The sequence below is a fragment of the Clostridium sp. CAG:43 genome (assembly GCF_000434655.1).
GTDB classification, from domain to species: Bacteria; Bacillota; Clostridia; order Lachnospirales; family Lachnospiraceae; genus Otoolea; species Otoolea fessa.
In genome coordinates, this window is the sequence record NZ_FR895118.1 from 12,245 (window position 1) to 35,735 (window position 23,491).

A 23,491-nucleotide genomic window follows, 5' to 3' on the forward strand; every position below is an offset into this window, starting at 1 on the left:
AACCGCCGCAATCGCGATCGCTCCTTTATCAACCAGCGATTTCTTCGCCAGCTTGACAACCGCACTGCCGATCAGCACACAGACGCAGGCGCGGATGCCTGCAAAGGCGCTGCTCACAAAGCTAAGTTCAATAAAGTTAGAAATAAATGCCGCAATAATCATAATGATGACAAGCGACGGCGCAATGACTCCCAGTGTCGCCGCAATCGCCCCCGGAATTCCCCGATTCTTATAACCGACAAACGTCGCCGTGTTGACCGCGATGATACCCGGTGTACACTGACCAATCGCGTAGTAGTCCATCAATTCTTCATCCGTCGCCCAATGGCGTCCATTGACTACCTCTTTCTGCAGCATCGGCAGCATCGCATATCCGCCGCCGAAGGTAAACCCTCCGATTCTGGCAAACGTCAGAAACATATCCAGCAGTTCTTTCATTTCTGCCCACTCCCTTCCGTATTATCCCTACACTTTTATTTCTCTGGAATTTCCAGTATATACCTGCTTATGTATCATACCAGAATTCAAGGAGCCTGAAAAATACCATTCGGATATAGAATGTATATCGGAAAAATATAGTTCGCCTGTTATTCTATCGGATTTTGTTATATAATATATCTGCCGTATACACAGTTTTACAACGAATCCGAACAGGAAGGAGCATTTATGGAACTTCGCCAGTTATCCTACTTCACCACCATCGTCAACGAGGGAAATATTTCCCAGGCAGCCAAAAAACTGAATATCTCACAACCGCCGCTCAGCCACCAGATGAAGCTTCTGGAGGAGGAACTGGGTGTGACGCTGTTTGAGCGCGGTTCCCGCCGCATCCGACTGACACCTGCTGGAAAGACGTTCTACGACCGGGCGCTTGCGATCCTCGATCTGAGCCAGGCTGCCCGCACGGAGCTGACTGCACAGAAACAGGAGATTCAGGGCGTTGTACGCCTTGGCATCATCTCCTCCGCCGTCGAATTTGTAACCCGGCATTATCTTGCCCCATTCCGGCGATCCTATCCCAAAGCCCTGTTTGAACTCCATGAGTCCAATTCCTACCACCTGCTCGATCTGCTTCACTCCAACCAGATCGACCTCGCCGTGATCCGGACGCCATTTGCCAAAGCCGGGCTGGAGATGCAGACACTGCCGCCGGAGGCGTTTCTGGCGATCGGGCGCGAAACGATCTGGAGCCATTACCAGGAATGCCCGAATGCCCTTCTGACCGACATTCCTCCATCCGACACTGGTTCTGTGATTCAAAGTTCCCACCCTATGCCTACATCCGACGCTTCCGAACTACAAAAAAGCCATACGCCCACATCTCTTCCCCTCTCCGCCCTCACCCGNNNTTCCCCTCTCCGCCCTCACCCGCGCGCCGCTCATCCTTTACCGCCGCTGGCAGCCGCTGATTCTGGGATATTTTGAGGAACAGGCGCTGGAACCGAACATCGTCTGCATTGCCGACGATGCCAGAACCGCCCTTTTATGGGCGTCCGAAGGGCTGGGCATCGCGCTCGCGCCTGAATCTGCCCTCTGTTTAAATTCCGATCCCGCCCTGATCCGCCGGATCATCACCCAGCCGCAGATCCACTCAAGTATCTGTCTGGTCAAACGAAAGGAACGGAGTTTATCGCTGGTGGGGAATGCGTTTTTCCAAAGTTTCCATGCCACCGCTATTTCATAAATATGAATTTTATCCTATAAATTAATTGACTTTACACTTTTTTCATTGGCGTATTTGTACGAAATCAGATATTTATCATACGCTGAATCTTTTCATATATTACTGCATTCTGTTTAATTTTTCCAGCAAATTACTTTCGATATCGTTTTTTAATATAAATTACACAAAATTTTCAATATGTAACACAAATGGCAGATTTTTTTAGTTGACATATCGATAAACCGCACATATAATTGGCATCAATTCAGGAAAAGCAGAATAAACATAACAGAAAATAATTGCAAGGGCGCATCTCTTTTACGATGGATGCGTCCTTGTTTTTATTTATATGGCAACTGATCACGTGCCGGCTTACCGCGGGCACAGCTGAAAAAGAGGAGGAAATGTAAAGCCCGTCACTCTCTCCGGCGGACAGATGCAGCCAAAAGCGCTCCTCTTTGACGAACCGACCTCCGCACTCGACCCGGAGCTGGTCGGAGAGGTTTTAAACGTCATGAAGGAGCTGGCAAAATCGGGAATGACGATGGTCATTGTCACCCATGAGATGGGCTTTGCCCGTGATGTTTCTGACCGGGTGCTCTTTATGGCAGACGGCTATGTGGTTGAGGAAGGAAAGCCAGAGCAGATCTTTACCGCCCCGCAGCATAAACGGACCAAGGCATTCTTATCAAGACTGCTGGCATCTGCGTAGACCCACTATCAAAAACATAAGTGTCGACAGCCGCTTCGCGATCAATAAGATTGCGGAGCGGCTGTTTTCTGCCATAGGAAACTTCGTTCTATGTGCCATGGCACATTCCCTCTTATAAATTCAGATCTCCCAGACTGGAAAGATAATGTTTGCATATATCCAGGAATTCCCTGTTTTTTTCAGCGAAAAAGCTGTTCTTCATCCATACATAGTTAACGAAGTTTTTGCTTTTAAAATCGTTAATAAAAATCTGGCTCATAACACCGCGATCCAGTTTTTTCTGTACGACAAACTTGTATACAAATGAGAGACCAACATTTTCAATGACAAGATTGTGAATGGTATTGATGGTTCCGACTTCTACAAAAGAGGCGAAATTATGTATGTCCTGATTGTAACCGTGAAGAATAGAACGCAGATTGAGATAGGATTTTGAACCTTCTTCTCTGAAAATCAACCGATAGGGATTTAATTCTTTAAAATCTACGGTTTTTCCGGCCAGCGGATGAGTGGGAGCGCAGATGCAGATGGTTTCAGACTCGAATAATTCGTGACATTCATATTCTTCCGGTGGACAGTAGGTATCCACAATACAAGCCTGGATTCTTCCGTTTGCTAATTGAACTAACATGTCATCAGATTCTCCCATATAGATGCTGACCTTTTTTTCAGGGTATTTGTCCAGATATTTTCCCATTACTTTTGCAGCAAATGTTTCTCCGAATCCGGTCAGGGAACCTAGTTTGAAAACGTCAGGTTCGTTGATGGGGACAGAAAGCCGGTTTTTTATGATTTCTGAATCAGCCTGTACAGATTGGGCATATGAGCGGAGGAGACGTCCTTGATCGGTTAGGTGAAGTCTTTTTTTCTCATCATAATAAAATAGTTTTGTTCCGTAATACTGTTCCAGATATTTGATGTGCTGAGTTACGGCTGGTTGAGTCATATGAAGCTTTTCAGCGGTTTTGGTATAATTTTTCGTTTCACAGAGCTCTAAAAAGGTACTGAGTTTATAATTTAACACAGATATACTCTCTCCTTTCTGCGTGAATATCTTTATAAGGCGGTTTAGTGGGGGTTGGCTATATCAGATGTGAAATAACGCACATTTAGTAGCAAGAATGCCTTGGTATTCTTGAATTTGTAGACCGAAATTCAGACTAAAGTCGGTATAATACAGATTTATCACTTTATAAAATAACGTGATTTCATTTTATTTGATTTATGTGCTAAAATCAAGACAAATAAAAATATTTCTCGTGAATTTCAAAATAATATACTTAAAATTATGAATGTTAGGGAAAGGAGGAACTATGGAATACCCGATTGGAATTGAGATGTCGAAGGACTATTTATCGTATGAGGTCAGTAAGGCTGCGTACAAGCTGGTGCACGATGTTATGCTGGTGCAGCCGGGAGAGAACGTAGTAATTACCGGAGATACCTCTACGGATAAACGTGTACTGGAGGCTCTCATGAGTGCAGCTTATACCGTTGGAGCCAATCCGCTGCTTGTTTTCGCACCGACCAATTTAAATACCTATTCAGAACCGGCGGCTCCGCTTGGAAATGCAGTTGCTGTTTCAGATGTCTGGATTGAGTTATCATACGGTTCCATCTTCCTGAGTGATGCATGGAAGAGAGCAATTGATTTTGGCTGCCGTTACATTAATCTTACCGGTATGGATGCAACCATGATCGTGAATTGTATCGGAAGAGTCGATGTTAACAAGGTAGTAGAGCTGGGAGAGGCTTTAAAGGCTAAATTAGAGGCAGGAAACGTTATTATCATTAAAGATAATAATGGAACTTATTTAACAGCCCAAAATGAGGGAAGAAAAGTTCGTCACTCCGGTCAGCTGGCAACCTTTAAGGGGTATCCGTTCATGATGGCTGGCCAGATTAGCTGGTGTCCAATAGAGGAAACGATTAATGGAACCCTTGTATTCGATGCTGCGATTTTCCCGCCGACCGACATGGGTGCAATTTCTGAAAATGTGAAACTCACCTTGGAAAATGGACGTGTAACTAAGATTGAAGGCGGAAAAGAGGCCGAACGTTTCAGCGCATGGCTGCATTCGTTCAACGATCCGAATATGTTCCGTTTGGCACACTATTCACTCGGATTCAATCCGGGCGTTATGAAACCAACCGGACGTATCGTAGAAGATGAACGAATTTTTGGATGCATGGAATTTGGTATTGGAAGTCAGGGTAAAATGATTCGCGGAAGCTACTGGACAGCAGCTTCTCACACAGACGGTGTAGTATCGAAACCTACAATTATCGTAGATGGCGTGACAATTGAGGAAAACGGAAAATATGTGGATCCGCAACTTGCTGAAATCTGCAAGCAGATGGGAGTTGAAGGATATTAATCTATAGTCGTTAACCTTATAACAGAGGAAAGGAGGAAGTTTATGAATAAAAAACACCCATCCGCATGGGATCCGGCCATTATGTTGTTAAATATTTTAGTTTCTGTGATTGGTTCAATCATTGGTCTCGAGTTAATTGCCAGATTGGGAATCAGTACAAACACATCTATCATCGGTGCACTGTTTGCGATTATTATTGCCAGAATTCCGTTGAAGGTGTTCCAGAAATATAAAGATATTAATACCCAGAACCTTGTTCAGACAGCTATGTCAGGTGCAACGTTCGCTGCTTCAAACGGTATTTTCTTATCCATCGGTATTCCTTATCTGTTAGGAAGACATGATCTGGTTATTCCAATGATGGTAGGTGCTTCATTAGCAGTAATCATTGATGCAACGATTCTTTATAAGGTGTTTGATACAGAGATGTTCCCGGCAAAAGAAGCATGGGCACCCGGTATTGCAGCAGCAGAGGCTATGCTGGCAGTTGCTGAAAAGGGAAAGAACTCCGTTATCCTTATGATTGGTATGGTTGGCGGAATCGTTGGAAAGATTTTTGGTATTCCGACCGATATCCTGGGCGTAGGCTGGATTGGAAATATGTGGGCTCTTGGTGCATTTGGCGTGGGCCTTCTGATCTCCGAATACACTCCGAAATTCTTCAACATCAAACTTGGCGATTACTATGTACCTCATGGTGTCATGATTGGTGCCGGATTCGTTGCTCTTATCCAGATGATTCTGATTCTTCAGAAAAAGAGCAAGAAAGAAAAAGAAGCGGCAGCAGCTGAGGCTGCAACTGGAAAGGTAGAAAAGAAAGAATTTACCAGAAGCTTAAAGAGCATGAAGTTCTCCCTTGCAGAAGGTTTTGGCGCATATATTCTGGTATCCATTGTTATGGCAATTATGTGTGGATTTTCGGCAGATATGAGTGCTGGAATGTTCGTATGGTGGATTATCTTTGCAGCCCTTTCTGCAATCATTTCCGAGCTGATTGTTGGTATCTCCGCCATGCACTCCGGATGGTTCCCGGCATTTGCAACAGCTTTCATTTTCCTGATTCTTGGAATGCTGTTTGGATTCCCACCGGCACAGCTGGCAATCCTGGTTGGCTTTACTTCTGCAACCGGACCGGCCTTTGCTGATATGGCGTATGACCTGAAATCTGGTTATATTGTCAGAGGCAACGGTGAAGATGTTCCGTTTGAGATGGAAGGAAGAAGACAGCAGTATATTGCAAAAATGGTCAGTGCTGTAATTGCAATTCTGGTTGTTCTCTTTACTTACAAAGCATATTTTGAAAAAGGAATGCTCGCACCGGTTGATGCTGTATATGTGGCAACTATTGATGCAGGAACTAATATGGCAGTAGCAAAGAACCTGATTATCTGGGCTATCCCTGGAGCACTTCTTCAGGCAATCGGCGGTTCAGGCCGTCAGTTAGGTGTTTTATTTGCGACCGGTCTTCTGATTGCTTCTCCGATGGCTGGTATTACAGTACTCGTTGGTCTTTTGATTCGTTACATTGTAGTTAAGAAATATGGTGATCTTGGACAGAGTAAACTGTATATTCTGGGTGCCGGATTCATTACCGGTGCTGCACTGTACAGCTTCTTCAGCTCTACGATGAACCTTGGAAAGAAACTTAATAAATAAAAATATATATTATAGGAGGAACTTATTATGGAATATCCGGTTGGCGTAGAAATGTCAAACACTTACTTATCATTTGAAGTAACAAGTGCTGCTTTAAAACTGGTACGTGATTTCATGCTTGTAAAAGAGGGTGAAAATGTAGTTATCACCGCTGATACATCTGCAGATTTCCGTGTGGTTGAGGCGGTTGCAGGTGCAGCATATTCAGTTGGTGCAAATCCGGTTATTATTCACTATCCGACTTCCGGAAAAGCGTATGAAGAACCGATTCGCCCGGTTGCAGATGCAGTAGTGCATGCAGATGTATGGATTGAGTTAGCATACTATTGCTCTATGCATACTCCTTGCTTTAGAAAAGCAATGGAGAATGGTGCAAGATTTACTTGCTTAAATGGTATGGATGTTATCATGCTGGTAAATACGGTTGGCCGTGTTGACTATGATGTCCTGATTGAATTTGGTGAGTATCTGACAGATAAAGTTCATCGCTCAAATGAAGTAATTGTTACGGATAAGAATGGAACAAATTTAGTTGGCTACAATCAGGGACGCGGCGTTAAACATTCTGGACAGAGAGCAACCAAGAAGGGCTATCCGGTTATGTTAGGCGGTCAGGTAAGCTGGTGTCCGGTAGAGGAGACTATCAATGGTAAATTAATTTTTGATTCTGCTCTGTTCCCACCGGATACATTAGGTCTTCTTAACAGCAATGTAGAGCTGACCCTGGAAAAAGGTGTTGTAACAAAAATAGAAGGCGGAAAAGATGCTGCTATCTTCGAAAAATGGCTGAATAAATTTAATGACCCGAATATGTTCCGTCTGGCTCATTATTCCATCGGCTTTAACCCGGGCGTAACCAAACCTACCGGACGTATTGTTGAGGATGAGAGACTCTTTGGATGTATCGAGATGGGTATCGGAAGTCAGGGAGCCAGCTTAATGGGAGCTTGCTGGGATGCTGCTGCTCATACAGATGGTATTGTTTCTAAACCGACGATTCTTCTGGATGGCTATAAGCTGGAAGAAAACGGAATCTATGTAGATCCGGAAGCAAGAAAATTCTGTAAAGCACTTGGCGTTGAAGGATATTAATCATTACAATGGTAGTAAACATACCTAAATAATACCTCTAATTGGGAAAGGGCGCTGTCAGAATTGTCAGCGCCCTATTATCTCAAAAGCGTTTATCCTAAATTTTCGTATCAAATTGTATGTACGGGGAGATTATATTTATGGAAAGACAATCTAAAAATGAAAAGCTGCTTCAATATTTTAAAGATATCTGCCTTATTCCGAGACAAACCGGTGACGAGGAAGCGATCAGCCAGTATCTGCTCGATTTTGCAAAAGCCAGAGGCCTGCAGGCAGAACGGGATGCCCATCATAATGTGCTGATTCGGAAACCGTCAACGATTCCTAGATATAAGGGACCAACGGTTATTGTGCAGGGTCATATGGACATTGTCTATGAAAAGAGCGCAGATAGCACTCATAAGTACGAAGATGGTATCCATGTTGTGGAAGAAGATGGCTATTTGAAATCAGCGGATGGAACCTCTCTTGGCGCTGATAACGGACTGGCAGTTGCTTATGCAATGGATTTGCTGGATCGAAATGATCTGCCGCTTCCGGCCCTGGAGATTTTAATTACTTCCAGTGAAGAAGTGGGACTAGAGGGAGTTAAGCATCTGGAACTTACAGATGTCAAAGGAAGCTATCTGATTAATTTGGATGCAGAAGAAGAAGGTGTTTTCTTTACAAGCTGTGCAGGAGGAGTCAGAACCGATCTTTCTCTTCCGCTGAAATATACGGGCTCAACGGAAGATATTACATATACATTAACATTATGTGGATTAAACGGAGGACATTCGGGTCTGGATATAGCTCTTGGAAAAGCAAATGCAATTCAGCTTGTGGGAAGAATTCTTTATCATATTGCTCCATTTGCACGTATTTCTTCGCTGGATGCGCCTGGAAAAGCAAATGCAATTGCATCTAAGGGAACGATTGTTATGCACACATCAAGCCAGGACGAAGAGGCATTATTAAAAGAACTCTCTAAACTGGAAGAAATGCTGAAAGCACAGTTTTCTGAAACAGAAAACCTGTCATTCCGCCTGGAGAAGGAAGAGCAGAAAAAAGAGGTAACTGTGTTTACAGAGGAAACAATGAATTCAATTATCGAGGCAATTACGTTTCTTCCGTGCGGCGTTATCAGCCGAACCAGAGAAAATGTGGAAATGGTACAGACATCTTCTAATATAGGCAGTATGACGATTCAGGATGGAACACTTGAGTTCCTGTGTTCCGGAAGAAGCTCTGTAAAATTAGAAAAAGCACAGTTAAAAGAAAAAATGCAGATATTATCGAAGGCACTGGGAATGAACTGCACCTTCCATGGTGATTATCCGCAGTGGGAATATCGTAAAGAATCTAAACTTCGTGATATTTGTGCGAAGACATACCGTGAGTATTCTGGAAAAGATGCTGTTTTCACAGGAATTCATGCCGGAATTGAATGTGGATATCTGGCAGAAAAACTGGGAGATCATATCGATATGATTTCCTGTGGTGCAAATCTTTATGATGTTCATACACCGCATGAAAAAGCAGATGTGGAATCTTTCTATCGGATGGAAGAAGTAATTATTGCGATCCTTCAGGAGATTGCAAAAGCTTAGTGTTTAGCACAATATAATATATTAAAGCCCCGGAATCAAAAAATTCCGGGGCTTTTGCTGTGCATGTATGAAGTTTTACAGTCTCGCAATCACTGCGTCCACATATTCCTCGGTGGTTGCAGTTCCATGCAGATCTCTTGTCAGGTGCTTTCCTTCTGCCAGAACCTCATCCACAGCCTTGCGGATGCGTCCGGCGGTCTCATTTTCACCTAAGTACTCTAACATCATGCAGGCAGACCACAGGAATGCGGTCGGGTTTGCCAGGTGCTTGCCTGCAATATCCGGTGCGCTGCCATGTACGGCCTCAAACATAGCATAGTCAGAACCGATATTGCTGGATGGAACGAGTCCCAGGCCTCCGATCAGGCCGCTGCACAGGTCCGAAAGAATATCTCCGTACAGGTTCTGCATTACCATAACATCAAACTGGTTTGGATTCATGACAAGCTGCATGCAGGTGTTATCGATGATTTTATCATCACCTTCAATCTCCGGATATTCCTTTGCAATCTCTTTGAAAATGGAAAGGAACATGCCATCGGACATTTTCAGGATATTTGCCTTATGAATACAGGTTACTTTCTTGCGTCCGTTCTTTTTCGCATACTCGAATGCATCGCGGATAATGCGCTCGCTTGCCTGTCTTGTAACAATCTTAATTGCATGAACCGTATCCGGATTTACCTGTTCCTCTACACCAACATAAAGACCTTCTGTATTTTCGCGGAAAATCACGATATCCACATTCTCAAATGGAGTTTTTACGGCCGCGTTGGACTTAACCGGGCGGATATTGGCATACAGGTCATACTGTCCGCGAAGTGTTACATTCAGGGAGCGGAATCCTTTTCCAACCGGAGTCGTAATCGGGGATTTTAAGAGTACTTTGGTGCGCTCGAAGGAAGCATACGCTTCCTCTGGAATCAAAGCACCGTTGCGTTTCCACTCATCCTCACCAACATTGAAAATTTCATATTCCAGCGGTGCATCTGCCGCTTTTAAAATCTTTAACACATTATCAACTAACTCCGGACCGATACCATCGCCGCGAAATACTGTAATTTTATGACTCATTTCTTTATCCTCCTTCTTGATTTTCCCAATCGTAACTGTTCAGTACCTTCACAGTCACGCGCAGTAAATGCGCAGACCTACTGAACAGTTACTTCCAATCTTCATATTTTATCGAAAGCTGCCAGAACAGGCTGACAGCTTTTCGAACAAACATCTTCTCATTCAAGTCGAACATCCCTTACAGAACAACCGCTACAATCAGGTTATATACCGCACAGCAGATAACGCTGATCGGCACTGCCACAAAAAGCAGGCGGTTGAACAGGTGATTTCGGTCTTCCTCGTTTCCGCAGGAACCAAGAATCAGGCTGCCGCCGGATGAGAACGGGCTGATCGCACTGCTCTGTGCACCAAGAATCGTGCAGGCAAAGAGTGCTGCCGGATTTAATCCGGTTGCTGCCGCAAGTCCCGGAATCAGCGGGAACAGGGCTGGTGCTACAACACCGGTTGTAGAACTGAAGAAACTCATAAATGCGCCTACAAAGCTGAATGCCAGCGGAATCAGGGCTGTCGGAACATTGGAACCAATCCATGCAGATAATGCATCAATGGTACCGGCCTGAACTGCAACGGCGATAAGCATGCCGGCTCCGGCAATCATGAGGATGGTGTTCCACGGCACACGTGCGATAACTTCCTTCTGCGGTGCCAGATCAAAGAGCAGTGCGATGATGGTAAAGCAGAATGCCACCAGTCCTACATCAACCTTTCCGGCAATTTTTGCAATCAGCTCATTGCCAGGAACTGCCATCTTTAAGAGCGGGAATACCAGGACAATCACCATCATCAGAATCATTAAATGCAGGGTTGTTTTCTGTTTCTTGTCAAACGGCTCCGGGCGATTGAACGTTACGCCTTTTCCGATACCGCGGTTGCTCTTGAAACCGAAGCGGAAAATTGCAATCAGAATCAGAGAAAATACAATCGCGAAACCAAAAATTTTCATTTCATCTACAAAGGAATTCGTTGCTTCAAATGCCGGTTCTGCTTCATAAGCAGTATCAATCAGACCGCGGAATACGACACCCAGCGAAGCTGTGGGGAAGTTTCCGCCTGCCAGTGCACCGCAGTTGATCGCCACCGCGCCGGTCAGCTTGTCCATCTTTGCTTCCTCACAGATAAGGATGGTAATCGGTGCCAGGAATGCCAGAACGGTAAAGTATGCAGCACCCATAACAGAAAGTACAACTGCTACAAAAAATAATGCAAAAGGAAGCATGCCCGGAAACTTACGGCACATATAGAGAAGACTGGCCGACATTTTTTCAAGGGTTCCATTCACAGCTGCAAAGTTGTAAAACAGTGATACTGACAGGATGACGAACATGGTGCTGACCGGCCAGAAGCCAATCAGTTCTTTTGTTTTCAATCCCATGCCAAAACAACCAATCAGGTATGCAAAGGCAATACAGAAAAATCCCGTATTGATTTTCGTTTTATATCCCAATATAACGGCAACCGCAATGGATGCCACCAAAATTGCACTTAACATATGACGCGTCCCCCTATTCTTCGATGCCCAACAGTTTTGCCGGAATAGTGTGTGTCATATGGTACACGTGTTCTTCCGGAATTCCATGATCTACCAGATACTGCATATATTCTGCCAGCGCCAGCTCCCAATGCGGGTTTTCTGTCTGACCGCCATCGGTATCAACCATGACATTTTTATAGCCAACCTCTTTGATGAGTTCCAGGTTGTCTGCCAGATTGCTCTTATACTTTCCGCCGCCCATGTTCTGTGCATAGCAGCGCTCTAAGATAACGTCATAATCCTTTACCAGGCGAAGCTGATCCTCATGGCTCATGCCTACAATCCACCACTCAGGATGGGTTACAACGATGTTTTTTACTCCCATATCCCGTGCAGCTTCCACAACTGTGAAAATCTCCTCCGGTGCGATGTGAGCGGTTCCCAGTACCGCATTGTGGTCTCGGATCAGTTCCAGCACGGAACGAAGCTCCGGCACGATCTTTCCATCTTTTACGACCTCCACGCTCTGGCTCAGATCCTGGTTCATCTTCTGCATATGGTTCTTCGCCGACTGGGTCGGAAGCCATACCACCTTTGCTCCCAGGCGAAGCGCTACATCGACTGCCTTCGGATTGATGCCGCCGACTACCTTATTTAAGGTAATACTGCCAAACATCGTAAAATTGTTCGTTTTCCCGTGTACAATCTCGTTGTGGCGGTTGCACAGATACGCCCGATCCATCGTGGTTCCCTGATGCGTCTTGATGACGATAGCGCGTGCCCCAACCCGGATCGCCGCCTCCATCAGTTCGAAATCATCATACGCCCTCAGACGCAGATCTGGATTCGTGTGAACGTGCATGTCGATAACACCCTTCATTAAATCCTGTTTCATCTTGCTTATTCCTCCTATTTATAATCGTCCACAGAGGCTTTTTCAAAGCTGCGTTCCCTCGCCGGATTCCGATTCGATTTTCCAGCCGCTGCTTCAGTCTCTGCCATTGATTTTTGCTTGTTTTTATCTTATACTGTTTTTGTTATAGGAGAAAGACAAGATTTGTTATACCAGATATCGGAAATTCCGATATCTCGTGAGGGGGATTCTCATGGATTTAAAGGAACTAGACTATATCGTAACCGTCGCTAACGAGGGAAGCATCTCCCGCGCGGCTGAAAAACTGTTTATGGCGCAGTCGAGCTTAAGCCAGGCGGTCCGTCTGTTTGAGCAGGATCTGGGGACGCCGATTTTCGTCCGTACTGCCCGCGGGGTCCGTCCAACCTCTGCCGGGGAGGCATTTATTTTCCATGCCAGACAGATTTTACAGCAGTACCAGGAGGCACGCAGCGAGGCTTCGGATATTGAAAATTTAAAGGGCGGCACTGTCATTTTCGGCATCAGTACCTACCGGGGAACCTACCTGCTGCCGCCGGTCCTAAAAAAATTCCATGCCCTGTATCCACGGGTTCATGTGGAGATCTGTGAGATGGACAGTATTGATCTGGAAAATAAGATTTTAGAGGGACTTTTAGATCTGGCGCTGATAGCCGCGCCACCGGTTCGGATCAAACACGGTGTGGATTTCCTGATGCGGGATGAGATCATGATCGCCACCACCGCCGACCACCCGGTCATGGCGTTTGCGAAGCCATGTGAATCGGAGCCGGAACAGATGTGGATCGACCTAAAGGACACCGCACCATTTGAGTATATTCTGGGACCGCCCAGCACCGTCCTCGGACGGACTGGCCGCCGCTCCCTGCGAGAGGCTGGCGTGGAACCGCTGGGACTCGACACCTACCTCTCCGCCTCCTTCGCTGCGGCGATGGCGCGGGAGGGAGTCGGACTCGCATTCACCTACCGTTCCTGCCGCATCATGCGGGATGAGTTCCGCTATCTGCGGATCGGGAAAGATGGTATTTTCCTCGATCTGGCGCTCGCCTGGCCCGCTGGAAAATACCGCTCGCGGGCGGCGATGGCGCTCGCGAAGCTGTTTCAGGAGATGGCGCCGGAGCTGCTGAAGCGGTGAGCTTTTTTACCCCAACTCTTCCGGCAGTGCCTCAAAGAAAATATCCTTCCAGGCACGTTTCAGCTGTTTTTCATGAACTACATAGGGCTGCACTCCAATATATTTAGGAACGTTATCACTGACCAGGGATTTAGCGACTGCAAGAGCGGCCGCTTTTCCCTGGTCATATGGTCTCTGGGTGCTGAGTCCTTTTACAAATCCTTGATTCATTTCTTCTGCAATCTCAAAATCCAGATCTGTGGTAAAGACAGCAATATCTGTCCGGTTCAAAGCTTTCAGGGCCTTGATGACGAGCAGGGCGGGGCGGTCCCAGCTCACATAGAGCGCCTGGATATCCGGGTGCTCGTTTATCATCTCATAGCATACCTTGTAGGCATTTTCAATTTGAATAAATCCCTTTCTGGCAGTGATTTCAATGTCGGGATAGGATTCCCTTAATATTTTTTCGGCACAGTTATCACGCTCGGTAGTGCCGTAAAACATGGCACCGTGGATGATGAAGCCGACTTTGGCGTGCAATTTTTCTTTCAGATATTCACCGATCATGCGCCCTGTATTGGTGCCATTTTCCCGCTCATTGACGGAGATACAGGAGACGTAATTGTTCCGGTTGAAATTCTGCGGGACATTGCTTAAAAAGACCAGCCGCGTCATTTTGGATAATTCCTGAAATGCCGGACCCGTCTGGACATCGTCGGTGGGGATGGCGATGACGGCGTCCGGGTGTTGCATTTTGATGCTTTCGAGCTGCATATTCTGGAGGGCAGGATCAAAATGGGCGTCCATGGTGGAAATAATATCGATTCCGTACTGCTCCAGTTCATCCCGGATGCCTTTCTGATGCAGGGCAGCCCAGGCAGTTCCGGTGTAGTGGAAGGAAATGGCGACGCGGTAATTTCCGGTTCGCAAAAGCTGTTTTTCCTCCTTGGAGAGCCGGATGCTGTCCGGAGATACGGCGTGTTCACCGAGCGGTCCGTTGTCGATGATCCGGGTGGAATCGCGCAAAATCAGCTCTACATCTGCGTAGTGGGTCAAAGGTGCGCCGGAGAGGTGGTTGATCTCGTCAAAGAGTGCCTGCGAGGCGAGTTTTGCCATCTGGTCGATATCCCGGTGGATGCAGGATAGCGGTGGGGCGGTCAGCTCGCACCAGAGCATATCGTCAAATCCGATGATGGAAATATCGCGCGGACAGTCTTTTCCCAGCTCCCGCAGCGCCTTGAGAAGAAACATAGTCAGCCGGTTTCCACCGGCGATGATGGCGGTGGGGAGATACCGGGTGATGCTTTTCTGAATATTCAGGCTGATGGTATCACTGGACTGATACAGATTGATCTCTGCGATGCAGGAACTGCTCAGGGTATGGTTGGTGGAGAGAAGTGCCCGCTCATATCCGGCAATCTTGTCCTGTTTGGCGAGGCTGTCTGTTTTTTCTACCAGAAACAGCACATTTTCGTGTCCGCTCTCAAAAAAATAGGAAGTAGCGGAGTGAAATGCTTTGGTGTAATCAAAAAGAATCCGCGGTGTGACATCGTCATCGATGAAACGTTCGACACAGACAAACGGGATACCGGATTCATATAGAAATGAATAGGCAGCCGGATTGCTGCTTGCCGGGGAGAGAAAGATGCCGATGGTCTTGGCACTGGAGATTAAGTTTTGCAGGATGCTTTTCTCCTCTTCCGGGCTGTCGTTGGTGGCGGCGGTGTAAAACTGATAGCCCTGGCTGGTCGCGTAGGACTGCAGCTGATTGCACAGATCGCAGTAGAGCGCGCTCTTGATATTTGGAAAGACAGCGACAATCTGTGAACTGCGTCCGCTGCGGATTTTACGCACCTTTTTTTTGATTTTTTCAGAATATCCACTTTCTTCAATAATAGCTTCAATTTTATCCACCAGTTCCGGGCTGACATAGCGTGTATGGTTGATAACATGGGAAACGGTGGCGATGGAGACGCCTGCCTTTGCTGCGATTTCTTTGATGGTCATAAAACTCCCCCTTGCTGGTGCGGACTTAGTCCGTCTGTTCCTGCGCGGCAGGATTTGGATTTGCCGCAGTTTTGTGTTTCTGTTTTTTGATTATAGCACAAAAATAGGAGCAAAACGATAAGATAAATAAAATTTACGTAAAAAATTAAAAAGAACAGTAGAAATGCATAAATATCAATAAAATAGGATGAATATATCGCCGAAATTAGTGCAATATGCCAAAAGAGTATTGACGAGAGGGCATGGAATAGAGTAATATCTAGATATCAGACAGGGAGACTCCTTCCAGAGAGAAAAATTTTTACGTAAAAATAAAAAGAAAACTATAACAATCCGTTTGAAATGCACTAAACAGTGATGAAGTAAGAGGAGGATCAGATTTATGAAAAAAAGTCTTAGATTTACAGCAGCAGGTCTTTCAATTTGCATGATGGCAGCAATGCTGGCAGGATGCAGCTCTTCCAGCAGTACCGATACAACAGCGGCAGCTGATGCTTCTGAGGCAGCGGCAGATACGCAGGAAGCTGAGGCAAAGACCAGCGATTTATCGTTTGCATTCTGTACGAATACTTTAAACAATACTTTCCAGAGTTCCATTGATGCAAAGCTCAGCGAGCTGTGCAAGGAAAACGGCATTTCCTACACCTGCCTGGATCCGGATTATGATTTAAACAAGCAGCTCAGCCAGTTATCTGACTGTGCAAACAGCGGTTACGATGCAGTGTTTGTTATCCCGGTTGACTCCGCAGGTATTACCTCCGGACTGGCTGAGATTGCAGACGCAGGCATTCCGATTTTCAACGTAGATACCGCAGTCATCGATGATGATATCGAACAGTTCGTGACACAGTTCGTTGGAACCAACGCATACATGGCAGGTCAGTTAGTGGGCGAGCAGATGACGAAAGATTATCCGGATGGCGCAAAGATTGCAGTTCTGGATTTCCCGTCCAATGAAAGCTGCGTGGATCGTGTCAATGGTTTCCTTGAGGGTCTTGGCGATCAGAAAGATAAATTTGAGATTGTAGCACAGCAGGATGGCGGTGCAGCGCTCGATCAGTCGATGGGACTGGCTGAGGATATCATCACAGCAAACCCGGATCTGGAAGCGTTCTTCTGTATCAATGACCCGTCTGCCCTGGGTGCGGCAGCAGCTATCAAGGCAGCAAACAAGACCGGCGAGATCGGTGTATATAGCATCGATGCATCCCCGGATGGAAAACAGGCACTCTTAGACGGCGAGTTCACCGCAGTTGCATGCCAGGTTCCGCTTCAGATTGCAGAATATGCATTTGACGCAGCTGAAAAATATGTAGGCGGCGACACCACAATCGATGAGAAGAAAGTATATCTGGATTCCCATCTGGTAGAGAAAGAAGAGGCAGAGAAGACTCTGAACGACTGGCAGTAATGAACTGCGAGGAAGCTTAACAGTTACGTGAAATAAAATAAAACAAGGAAAATGCGGCGATGGGGTTCATTGCCGCATTTCTAAAAAACGGAGGGTTCTATGGGAAAAACAATTCTGGAAATGATAGATATCAAGAAAAGTTTTTCCGGGATCTATGCATTGTCAGGGATCAATTTTTCCCTGGAAATGGGCGAGGTTCATGCGCTTCTGGGAGAAAATGGAGCGGGTAAATCAACGCTTATCAAGGTCCTTGGAGGAATTTATAAACCGGACAGCGGAACAATCAAGATTAATGGTCAGGAAGTTGAGATAAATGGTGTTTCGGACGCCCAGGAGAAAGGAATCGGAATCATACATCAGGAGATCGTCCTGGTTCCGTATCTGACGGTCGCGCAGAACCTGTTCCTGGGACGGGAAATCAAGACGAAATTCGGCACCGTGGATATGCGGGAGACGAACCGCCGGGCAGGCGAGATGCTGGCAAACCTCGGGGTCAATATCCACCCGGATACGCTGGTAGAATCTTTGACGATCGCCCAGCAGCAGATGGTTGAGATTGTAAAGGCGGTATCCTTCGACGGACGGATCATCGTCATGGACGAGCCGACGTCCTCCCTTTCCAATGACGAGGTAGAACAGTTATTTGGAATCATTGAGAGATTAAAAGCAAAACAGGTAAGCATTATATATATTTCCCACCGTATGGAAGAACTGTTCCGGATCTCGGATCGGGTTACCATCATCCGCGATGGAGCCTATGTGGGAACGAAAAAAACATCGGAGACGAATGCGAACGAGCTGGTAGCCATGATGGTAGGACGGGAGTTAGAGAGCTTCTATGCTAGAGATTACAACGATCTGGAACATGCAGAAACAGCATTGGAAGTGAAGAATTTAACCTGTGAGGGTGTGTTCTCAGATATCAGCTTCCGGGTAAGAAAGGGAGAGATCCTGGGATTTGCGGGTCTGGTCGGAGCCGGACGAAGCGAGATCATGGAATGTATCTTTGGAGCCAGAAAATACCAGAGCGGAACCATTCTTTTAAATGGAAAGGAAGTCCGCTTCACGACACCGATCCAGGCAATCAAGGCGGGCATCGGACTGGTGCCGGAGGATCGGAAAAAACAGGGACTTGTCCTTGGCAATACGGTCGGTTTTAACCTCACGCTGGCATCGATTGACTCTTATATTAACGGAATTGCCATCAGCGACCGGAAATGTCAGGAAGTGATTGATTATTATAAAGAAAAGCTTCATATCAAGGCAGTGGCAGACCGGGTGGAACTGGTGGAAGCGGGAAGCCTTTCCGGCGGAAACCAGCAGAAGATTGTCCTTGGAAAATGGCTGGCAATCAAGCCGGATGTCCTGATTCTGGACGAGCCGACGAGAGGCGTCGATGTCAATGCGAAGTTTGAGATTTATTCCGTTATTAATGAGCTGGCGAAGGCGGGTATCGCCGTTATCATGGTATCCAGCGAGCTGCCGGAGATCATCAATATGTGCGATAACGTATGTGTCATCAAGGCGGGAAAAATGACGGGAATGCTCGGAAGAGATGAACTGGATCAGGAGAGAATCATGCAGTATGCAGCAGGAGGCGAAGAGTGATGAACGGAAAGAAAAGTACAGCAGGCAATTCGGTACTCTCGGTATTTACCGGAAATACAGGAATTATTGGAGTGCTGGTTATCTTATGTGTGGTAGTCGCACTGGCAACCGATAAATTTTTGACACCGAGCAATATCATTTCAGTGCTCAGACAGATTTCCATTAATACATATATTGCACTGGGAATGACGTTGATTATTATTCTCGGACACATCGATCTGGCAGTTGGCGCGATCGTAGCGATGAGTGGAACTCTGACCGTAGGATTTGTAGTTAATCAGGGACTTCCGATTGGCGTGGCGATTGCGGCTGGCATCATCATCGGTGTTGTGGCTGGTCTGATTGATGGTATGGTTGTATCGAAATTCCGTGTTCCGGCATTTATCATTACGATGGCAATGATGAATGTCTGCAACGGTATCGCGTATGTATATTCGGGCGGACAGTCCACCCGTATTACGGATAAGTTTTTCATTGCAATCGGAACGGGTTATCTGTTTAACATTATTCCGCTGCCGGTTGTCTATATGGTTATTTTAATTATCGTATTTAGTTTTCTGCTTTCTAAAACAAAATTTGGTACCTATGTGTATGCAATCGGCGGAAACCGTGAGGCGGCGCGTCTCTCAGGTGTTCCGATCAAGAAAGTCGAGAGCATCGTGTTTACATTGTCGGGCGCCCTGGCGGCGTTTGCAGGTCTGGTTCTGGCATCGAGAATGTATTCCGGACAGCCGTCCGTCGGAAGTGGCTATGAGATGGATGCGATCGCAGCCTGCGTCCTCGGCGGAACCTCGATGGCAGGCGGACGCGGACGTATCAGCGGCACAGTATTCGGTGCGATGGTAATCGGTATTATTTCCAATGGTCTGAATCTGATCGGCGTCAGCTCCTACTGGCAGCTGATTGTAAAAGGTCTGATCATTGCCTGCGCGGTTGTACTGGATTCCCAGAAGGGCAATCTGGCACTCCTCAGAAAAAAGAAATGATTCCAAGAGCACATTTAGAAAGGCAAGGAGAGAAGAATGGACTTTTTCAGAAAAATGTCATTTGCGGATTCGACCGGTGACGCGATTCCGTTTTATCATGAAGGTAAATATCATATTTTTTCACTGACATCCCCGCCAGGAACCACGGTATATCCGGCGAGACTGCGTACTACCTGGAGCCACTCTGTTTCGGAGGATCTGGTGCACTGGGAGGAGTTGCCGACAGCACTGTATCCGGGCGAGGGCGATGAGCCGGATGCGTCCGGCGTGTGGACGGGCTCGGTTATCTACGGCGAAGGAAAATATCACGCATTCTATACGGGTTACTGCCTGACGGCAGAATATCAGCAGACGATCTGCCATGCGACGAGCGAGGATGGTATCACCTGGACGAAGGATGCGGCAAACCCGGTTATCACGCCGATGATAGAGTTATATGAAAAGCTGGACTGGCGTGATCCGTATGTATTTTATAATGAGGAAGATAAATGCTACTGGATTCTGATCTCGGCGAGACGGCTGGATATGCCGGTGACAAGACGCGGCTGTATCGTCCTGTACCGCTCGAAAGATCTGGTAAACTGGGAGTATTATGGTCCGTTGTATTCGGCAGGCAATACGAATTGTCCGGAATGCAGCGAGATGTACAAGATAGGCGATACCTGGTATCTTTCCTATTCCCGCTTTTCCGAGTTTGTCAACACGATTTACCGCACTTCCAAATCTCCGTTTGGACCGTGGAAAAAGCCGAAGAAAGACGGCATCGGCGGACGCCGCTTCTATGCAGCTAAATCCATGCAGGATGATAACGGGCGCCGTTTCTACTTTGCCTGGGCGCATGACCGTGCAGAAAACAGCGACCGCGGCGAGTGGTACTGGGGCGGCACGTTCTGTATTCCGCATGAGGTCGTTGCAACGTCAGACGGACAGCTGGATGTGAAGCTTCCGGAAGAGTATGTAAACTGCTTTAAAGAGAAAGTTGACTGGAAATACCTTCCGGTCATGGGAGAATATAAGCTGTATGGAGATACAACGGTTGAGCTGGATGGATGCGGGACAACCTCGTATGGTTTCCTGGAGCAGCCGGAAGAAAAGTTCCTGTTTACCGGCACGGTGATCCCGAAAGAAGCGAATGATTCCTTCGGAATCCTGTTGAAATCCGACTGGGAAGCAAGCGGCTGCCTGTTCTTAGAGTTTGATGTGGCGATGCAGCGAGTGTCCCTTCTGTCCTTGCCGATGGGAGTTGACCCATTCTGGGAGCAGTCCTGCCAGGCAGTTCCGAAGGCAACCGAACCGGGACCGGATGGCGTTCGGGTGGCTGAGAAGACCTTTGAGATTAAAGATGGACAGGCAATTGATGTAAAGATTTCGGTCGATCATGATATGGTTGAGGTGTTCGTGGGCGAGCAGGTGGCATTTACCTATCGTATTTTCCGGAAACCGGAGTACGAGCTCGGTCTGCTGGCGCAGGACGCGAAAGTAGAATTTGCAAATATCGCGATTCGGAAGTAAAATTCCTTGTGAGAGACGAACGGATGTGGCTGTCCGCCTGTGAGAGGGCTGGATGGCGGCACCATTGATATAACTTGTAATACGGAGGATGATTCGTATGAGAATAAAAACAGACATCACAGCGCTGGGAGAGCTTCTGATTGATTTTACTCCAGCAGGCGTTTCACAGCAGGGAATGCGTCTGTTTGAGCAGAATCCGGGAGGTGCGCCGGCCAATCTGCTGGCGGCGGCTGCGAAATTTGGAAGGAAGACAGCATTTATTGGCAAGGTGGGTAAGGATATGCACGGTGATTTCCTGAAGGAAACCCTGATCCGGGCAGGTATCAATACGGACAACCTGATTCAGGATGAGAAGTATTTTACCACGCTTGCATTTGTAAGCTTGAAAGAAAACGGGGAGCGCGAATTTGCCTTTGCGAGGAAGCCGGGGGCAGATACGAATCTGTGCATGAAAGAGATCGATCCGGAGATCTTGGAAAATACGAGAGTATTTCATGTCGGATCCCTGTCGCTGACCGATGATCCATCCCGGACGGCAACATATGAGGCGATCAATATTGCTAGAAACAGCGGTGCGGTGATTTCCTACGATCCGAACTACCGGGCGGCGCTCTGGAGTGATCCGGAGACCGCACAGCTTCGGATGCAGTCGCTGATTCCCTATGTAGATATGATGAAGATTTCGGATGAAGAAACCTCGCTTCTGACCCCGTATCAGGACCCGGAGGAAGCGATTCAGTATCTGCTCCGTCAGGGGGTGCACCTGGTGGCAGTGACGCTCGGAAGAGATGGCGCCCTGATCGGCAATGAAAATGGAATCATAAAAGCAGAGGGCTTTTCCTCCCATGCGGTCGATACAACCGGCGCTGGTGATTCCTTCTGGGGAGGTTTTCTCGCCTCCTATCTGCAGGAAGAAACCTCGCCGGAACACCTGACCCGGGCGCAGATGATTCAGTTTGGCAGGGTCGGCAACGCAGTGGCAAGCCTGTGCGTCGAACGCCGCGGCGGAATCTCGGCAATTCCGGAGATGGAGGAGATTGAAGAGAGGCTGAGAGGCTAGAAGAAAAGATGGAGTAAGTAGTTGGTAACTAGTCTCAGATTGGTCATCTGTGAATGACACAAAACCCCAGAGAGCGGCAACTCTCTGGGGTTTTGTTGTGTAACCGTTTGGATATATTAATATTCCTCCACATGCAGCAGATGATGTGCACGATCGGATAACGGAGCTTCAAGATACTCGTCATACAGTGTCTGAACGGCCTGGTTTTCATGGCTGAAGCGGATTGCGCTGTTTACATCATAAGCACGCAGGCAGTGATCGCGGTCTGCACAATCCTTCGGCTTATTCTGGAAGGATGGGCGGATCGGCTGACCGCCGCCGTTGATACAGCCGCCCGGACATGCCATGACTTCAACGAAATCATAGTGGCATTCGCCGCGTTTCATCGCCTGAATGAGGCGTCTGGCCTCTCCTAGGCTGCTGAGTGCTGCACAGTGCAGTTTCACACCCTTGATATCGATTTCCAGTTCCTTAAAGGAACCGATCTGGCGCAGAACCTTCAGCGGACTCTGTTCGCCGATCTCCGGATTTTCACCGGTTACGGTGTGGTAAGCGGTACGAAGAGCTGCTTCCAGTACACCACCGCTGGCACCGAAGATCACACCAGCTCCGGTTGCTTCACCGAGAGGATCGTCAAAATCGCACTCCGGAAGTCTGGATACATCGATATGATCGGCCTTGATGAGACGGCATATCTCACGGGTGGTCAGAACATAATCAATATCCTGTCCAGTTCCGGCGCTGTCCATACCCGGAAGAGTCAGTTCGCGCTTCTTGGACATACACGGCATGATGGAAACACAGGTGATATTTTCCGGTGCAATGCCTTTTTTCTGTGCAAAATAAGTTTTGATGACAGCACCGAACATCTGCTGCGGGGACTTGGCAGTGGAAAGCTGCGGCAGAAGCTCCGGATACTGGCTCTTTGCAAAGCTGACCCAGCCAGGGCAGCAGGAGGTGAACATTGGCCAGCTGTATTTATCCGGCTGCTGTAAACGGGCTAAAAGCTCGTTGCTTTCCTCCATGATGGTCAGATCGGCTGCAAAGTCAACATCGAATACATAGTCAAATCCAACGGATTTTAAGGTGGATACGAAACGTCTGTCAGTAGCAAATTCCGGGGAAAGACCAAATTCTTCACCCCATGCGGCCCGGACAGCCGGAGCGACAACTGCTACGGTTACCTTGTCATCATTTGCCAGTTCACCGTGGATACCATTGATGGCTTCCACATCATCCCGCTCCTGGAGAGCGGCCGTCGGG

At 47.2% G+C, this 23,491-nt stretch carries 19 protein-coding genes and 1 pseudogene; 13 read left to right on the plus strand and 7 right to left on the minus strand.

All coding sequences use genetic code 11. The features are described 5' to 3' along the window. A partial coding sequence (locus QVO97_RS12520) for a chromate transporter (protein WP_288189776.1) occupies positions 1-438 on the minus strand: 438 nt, incomplete at its 3' end. Positions 439-666: 228 nt separating this feature from the next. On the opposite strand from QVO97_RS12520, the gene QVO97_RS12525 reads away from it, so the two are divergent. From QVO97_RS12525 to QVO97_RS12530, 3 genes and pseudogenes are all read left to right on the plus strand, one after another. Next, positions 667-1,425: a LysR family transcriptional regulator gene (locus QVO97_RS12525; protein ID WP_022360650.1), complete on the plus strand. Its 759-nt coding sequence runs from the start codon at positions 667-669 to the stop codon at positions 1,423-1,425. After that, positions 1,412-1,684 carry a LysR family transcriptional regulator substrate-binding protein gene (locus QVO97_RS12840; protein ID WP_369678427.1) on the plus strand — a complete coding sequence of 91 codons (273 nt, stop codon included), beginning with the start codon at positions 1,412-1,414 and terminating at the stop codon, positions 1,682-1,684. Before QVO97_RS12525 ends, QVO97_RS12840 begins: the two co-directional genes overlap by 14 nt. 415 nt (positions 1,685-2,099) lie before the next feature. Further along, positions 2,100-2,375: pseudogene (locus QVO97_RS12530) on the plus strand (amino acid ABC transporter ATP-binding protein); the annotation flags it as partial. Between the two features lie 112 nt (positions 2,376-2,487). On the opposite strand, the gene QVO97_RS12535 reads toward QVO97_RS12530, so the two are convergent. Then, a complete protein-coding gene (locus QVO97_RS12535; RefSeq protein WP_022360652.1) occupies positions 2,488-3,399 on the minus strand; it encodes a LysR family transcriptional regulator in 912 nt (303 codons plus the stop codon). A 289-nt stretch (positions 3,400-3,688) separates the two neighbouring features. Between QVO97_RS12535 and QVO97_RS12540 the strand changes: the two genes are divergently transcribed. The 4 genes from QVO97_RS12540 (at position 3,689) to pepD (ending at position 9,090) form a co-directional block, all read left to right on the plus strand. Further along, a complete protein-coding gene (locus QVO97_RS12540) occupies positions 3,689-4,753 on the plus strand; it encodes an aminopeptidase (RefSeq protein ID WP_022360653.1) in 1,065 nt (354 codons plus the stop codon). Positions 4,754-4,795: 42 nt separating this feature from the next. Continuing rightward, positions 4,796-6,409 (plus strand): OPT/YSL family transporter, encoded by a 1,614-nt coding sequence (locus QVO97_RS12545; RefSeq protein WP_022360654.1) that lies wholly within the window; start codon positions 4,796-4,798, stop codon positions 6,407-6,409. 27 nt (positions 6,410-6,436) lie between these two features. Beyond that, positions 6,437-7,501, plus strand: a complete 1,065-nt coding sequence (locus tag QVO97_RS12550; RefSeq protein ID WP_022360655.1) for an aminopeptidase — start codon at positions 6,437-6,439, stop codon at positions 7,499-7,501. 140 nt (positions 7,502-7,641) lie between these two features. Then, positions 7,642-9,090: a beta-Ala-His dipeptidase gene (gene pepD, locus QVO97_RS12555; protein WP_022360656.1), complete on the plus strand. Its 1,449-nt coding sequence runs from the start codon at positions 7,642-7,644 to the stop codon at positions 9,088-9,090. A gap of 75 nt (positions 9,091-9,165) precedes the next feature. Here pepD and QVO97_RS12560 read toward each other — a convergent pair whose 3' ends face one another. The 3 genes from QVO97_RS12560 to QVO97_RS12570 form a co-directional block, all read right to left on the minus strand. Then, positions 9,166-10,164 (minus strand): isocitrate/isopropylmalate dehydrogenase family protein, encoded by a 999-nt coding sequence (locus QVO97_RS12560; protein WP_022360657.1) that lies wholly within the window; start codon positions 10,162-10,164, stop codon positions 9,166-9,168. A gap of 178 nt (positions 10,165-10,342) precedes the next feature. Then, a complete protein-coding gene (locus QVO97_RS12565; protein ID WP_022360658.1) occupies positions 10,343-11,656 on the minus strand; it encodes an SLC13 family permease in 1,314 nt (437 codons plus the stop codon). Between the two features lie 13 nt (positions 11,657-11,669). Next, positions 11,670-12,533, minus strand: coding sequence for a DUF6282 family protein (locus QVO97_RS12570; protein ID WP_022360659.1), 864 nt, complete (start codon positions 12,531-12,533; stop codon positions 11,670-11,672). A gap of 211 nt (positions 12,534-12,744) precedes the next feature. On the opposite strand from QVO97_RS12570, the gene QVO97_RS12575 reads away from it, so the two are divergent. Further along, positions 12,745-13,665 (plus strand): LysR family transcriptional regulator, encoded by a 921-nt coding sequence (locus QVO97_RS12575; RefSeq protein WP_022360660.1) that lies wholly within the window; start codon positions 12,745-12,747, stop codon positions 13,663-13,665. A 6-nt stretch (positions 13,666-13,671) separates the two neighbouring features. Here the strand turns inward: QVO97_RS12575 and QVO97_RS12580 are convergent, their stop codons facing one another. Then, on the minus strand, positions 13,672-15,651 hold the full coding sequence (locus QVO97_RS12580; protein WP_022360661.1) for a LacI family DNA-binding transcriptional regulator: 1,980 nt from the start codon (positions 15,649-15,651) through the stop codon (positions 13,672-13,674). A gap of 382 nt (positions 15,652-16,033) precedes the next feature. Between QVO97_RS12580 and QVO97_RS12585 the strand changes: the two genes are divergently transcribed. From QVO97_RS12585 to QVO97_RS12605, 5 genes are all read left to right on the plus strand, one after another. Next, entirely contained in the window at positions 16,034-17,062 is a 1,029-nt protein-coding gene (locus tag QVO97_RS12585; protein ID WP_022360662.1) for a sugar ABC transporter substrate-binding protein, read from the plus strand. Between the two features lie 99 nt (positions 17,063-17,161). Beyond that, a complete protein-coding gene (locus tag QVO97_RS12590; RefSeq protein WP_022360663.1) occupies positions 17,162-18,670 on the plus strand; it encodes a sugar ABC transporter ATP-binding protein in 1,509 nt (502 codons plus the stop codon). Beyond that, complete coding sequence (locus QVO97_RS12595; protein ID WP_022360664.1) at positions 18,670-19,656, plus strand: ABC transporter permease; 987 nt, start codon at positions 18,670-18,672, stop codon at positions 19,654-19,656. The genes QVO97_RS12590 and QVO97_RS12595 overlap by 1 nt, the downstream gene beginning before the upstream one ends. Positions 19,657-19,692: 36 nt before the next feature. Continuing rightward, a complete protein-coding gene (locus tag QVO97_RS12600; protein ID WP_022360665.1) occupies positions 19,693-21,168 on the plus strand; it encodes a glycoside hydrolase family 32 protein in 1,476 nt (491 codons plus the stop codon). Between the two features lie 97 nt (positions 21,169-21,265). Beyond that, a complete protein-coding gene (locus tag QVO97_RS12605; protein ID WP_022360666.1) occupies positions 21,266-22,228 on the plus strand; it encodes a carbohydrate kinase family protein in 963 nt (320 codons plus the stop codon). A 116-nt stretch (positions 22,229-22,344) separates the two neighbouring features. On the opposite strand, the gene QVO97_RS12610 is transcribed toward QVO97_RS12605, so the two are convergent. After that, a partial coding sequence (locus QVO97_RS12610) for a [Fe-Fe] hydrogenase large subunit C-terminal domain-containing protein (RefSeq protein WP_288189777.1) occupies positions 22,345-23,491 on the minus strand: 1,147 nt, incomplete at its 5' end.

Excerpts from the sequence above, each read along its gene's own strand:
- QVO97_RS12550 (WP_022360655.1), top strand. The coding sequence starts at position 6,437 with ATGGAATATCCGGTTGGCGTAGAAATGTCAAACACTTACTTATCATTT.
- pepD (WP_022360656.1), top strand. The coding sequence starts at position 7,642 with ATGGAAAGACAATCTAAAAATGAAAAGCTGCTTCAATATTTTAAAGAT.
- QVO97_RS12590 (WP_022360663.1), top strand. The coding sequence starts at position 17,162 with ATGGGAAAAACAATTCTGGAAATGATAGATATCAAGAAAAGTTTTTCC.
- QVO97_RS12605 (WP_022360666.1), top strand. The coding sequence starts at position 21,266 with ATGAGAATAAAAACAGACATCACAGCGCTGGGAGAGCTTCTGATTGAT.
- QVO97_RS12545 (WP_022360654.1), top strand. The coding sequence starts at position 4,796 with ATGAATAAAAAACACCCATCCGCATGGGATCCGGCCATTATGTTGTTA.
- QVO97_RS12595 (WP_022360664.1), top strand. The coding sequence starts at position 18,670 with ATGAACGGAAAGAAAAGTACAGCAGGCAATTCGGTACTCTCGGTATTT.
- QVO97_RS12570 (WP_022360659.1), bottom strand. The coding sequence starts at position 12,533 with ATGAAACAGGATTTAATGAAGGGTGTTATCGACATGCACGTTCACACG.
- QVO97_RS12600 (WP_022360665.1), top strand. The coding sequence starts at position 19,693 with ATGGACTTTTTCAGAAAAATGTCATTTGCGGATTCGACCGGTGACGCG.
- QVO97_RS12540 (WP_022360653.1), top strand. The coding sequence starts at position 3,689 with ATGGAATACCCGATTGGAATTGAGATGTCGAAGGACTATTTATCGTAT.
- QVO97_RS12580 (WP_022360661.1), bottom strand. The coding sequence starts at position 15,651 with ATGACCATCAAAGAAATCGCAGCAAAGGCAGGCGTCTCCATCGCCACC.
- QVO97_RS12565 (WP_022360658.1), bottom strand. The coding sequence starts at position 11,656 with ATGTTAAGTGCAATTTTGGTGGCATCCATTGCGGTTGCCGTTATATTG.
- QVO97_RS12585 (WP_022360662.1), top strand. The coding sequence starts at position 16,034 with ATGAAAAAAAGTCTTAGATTTACAGCAGCAGGTCTTTCAATTTGCATG.
- QVO97_RS12575 (WP_022360660.1), top strand. The coding sequence starts at position 12,745 with ATGGATTTAAAGGAACTAGACTATATCGTAACCGTCGCTAACGAGGGA.
- QVO97_RS12560 (WP_022360657.1), bottom strand. The coding sequence starts at position 10,164 with ATGAGTCATAAAATTACAGTATTTCGCGGCGATGGTATCGGTCCGGAG.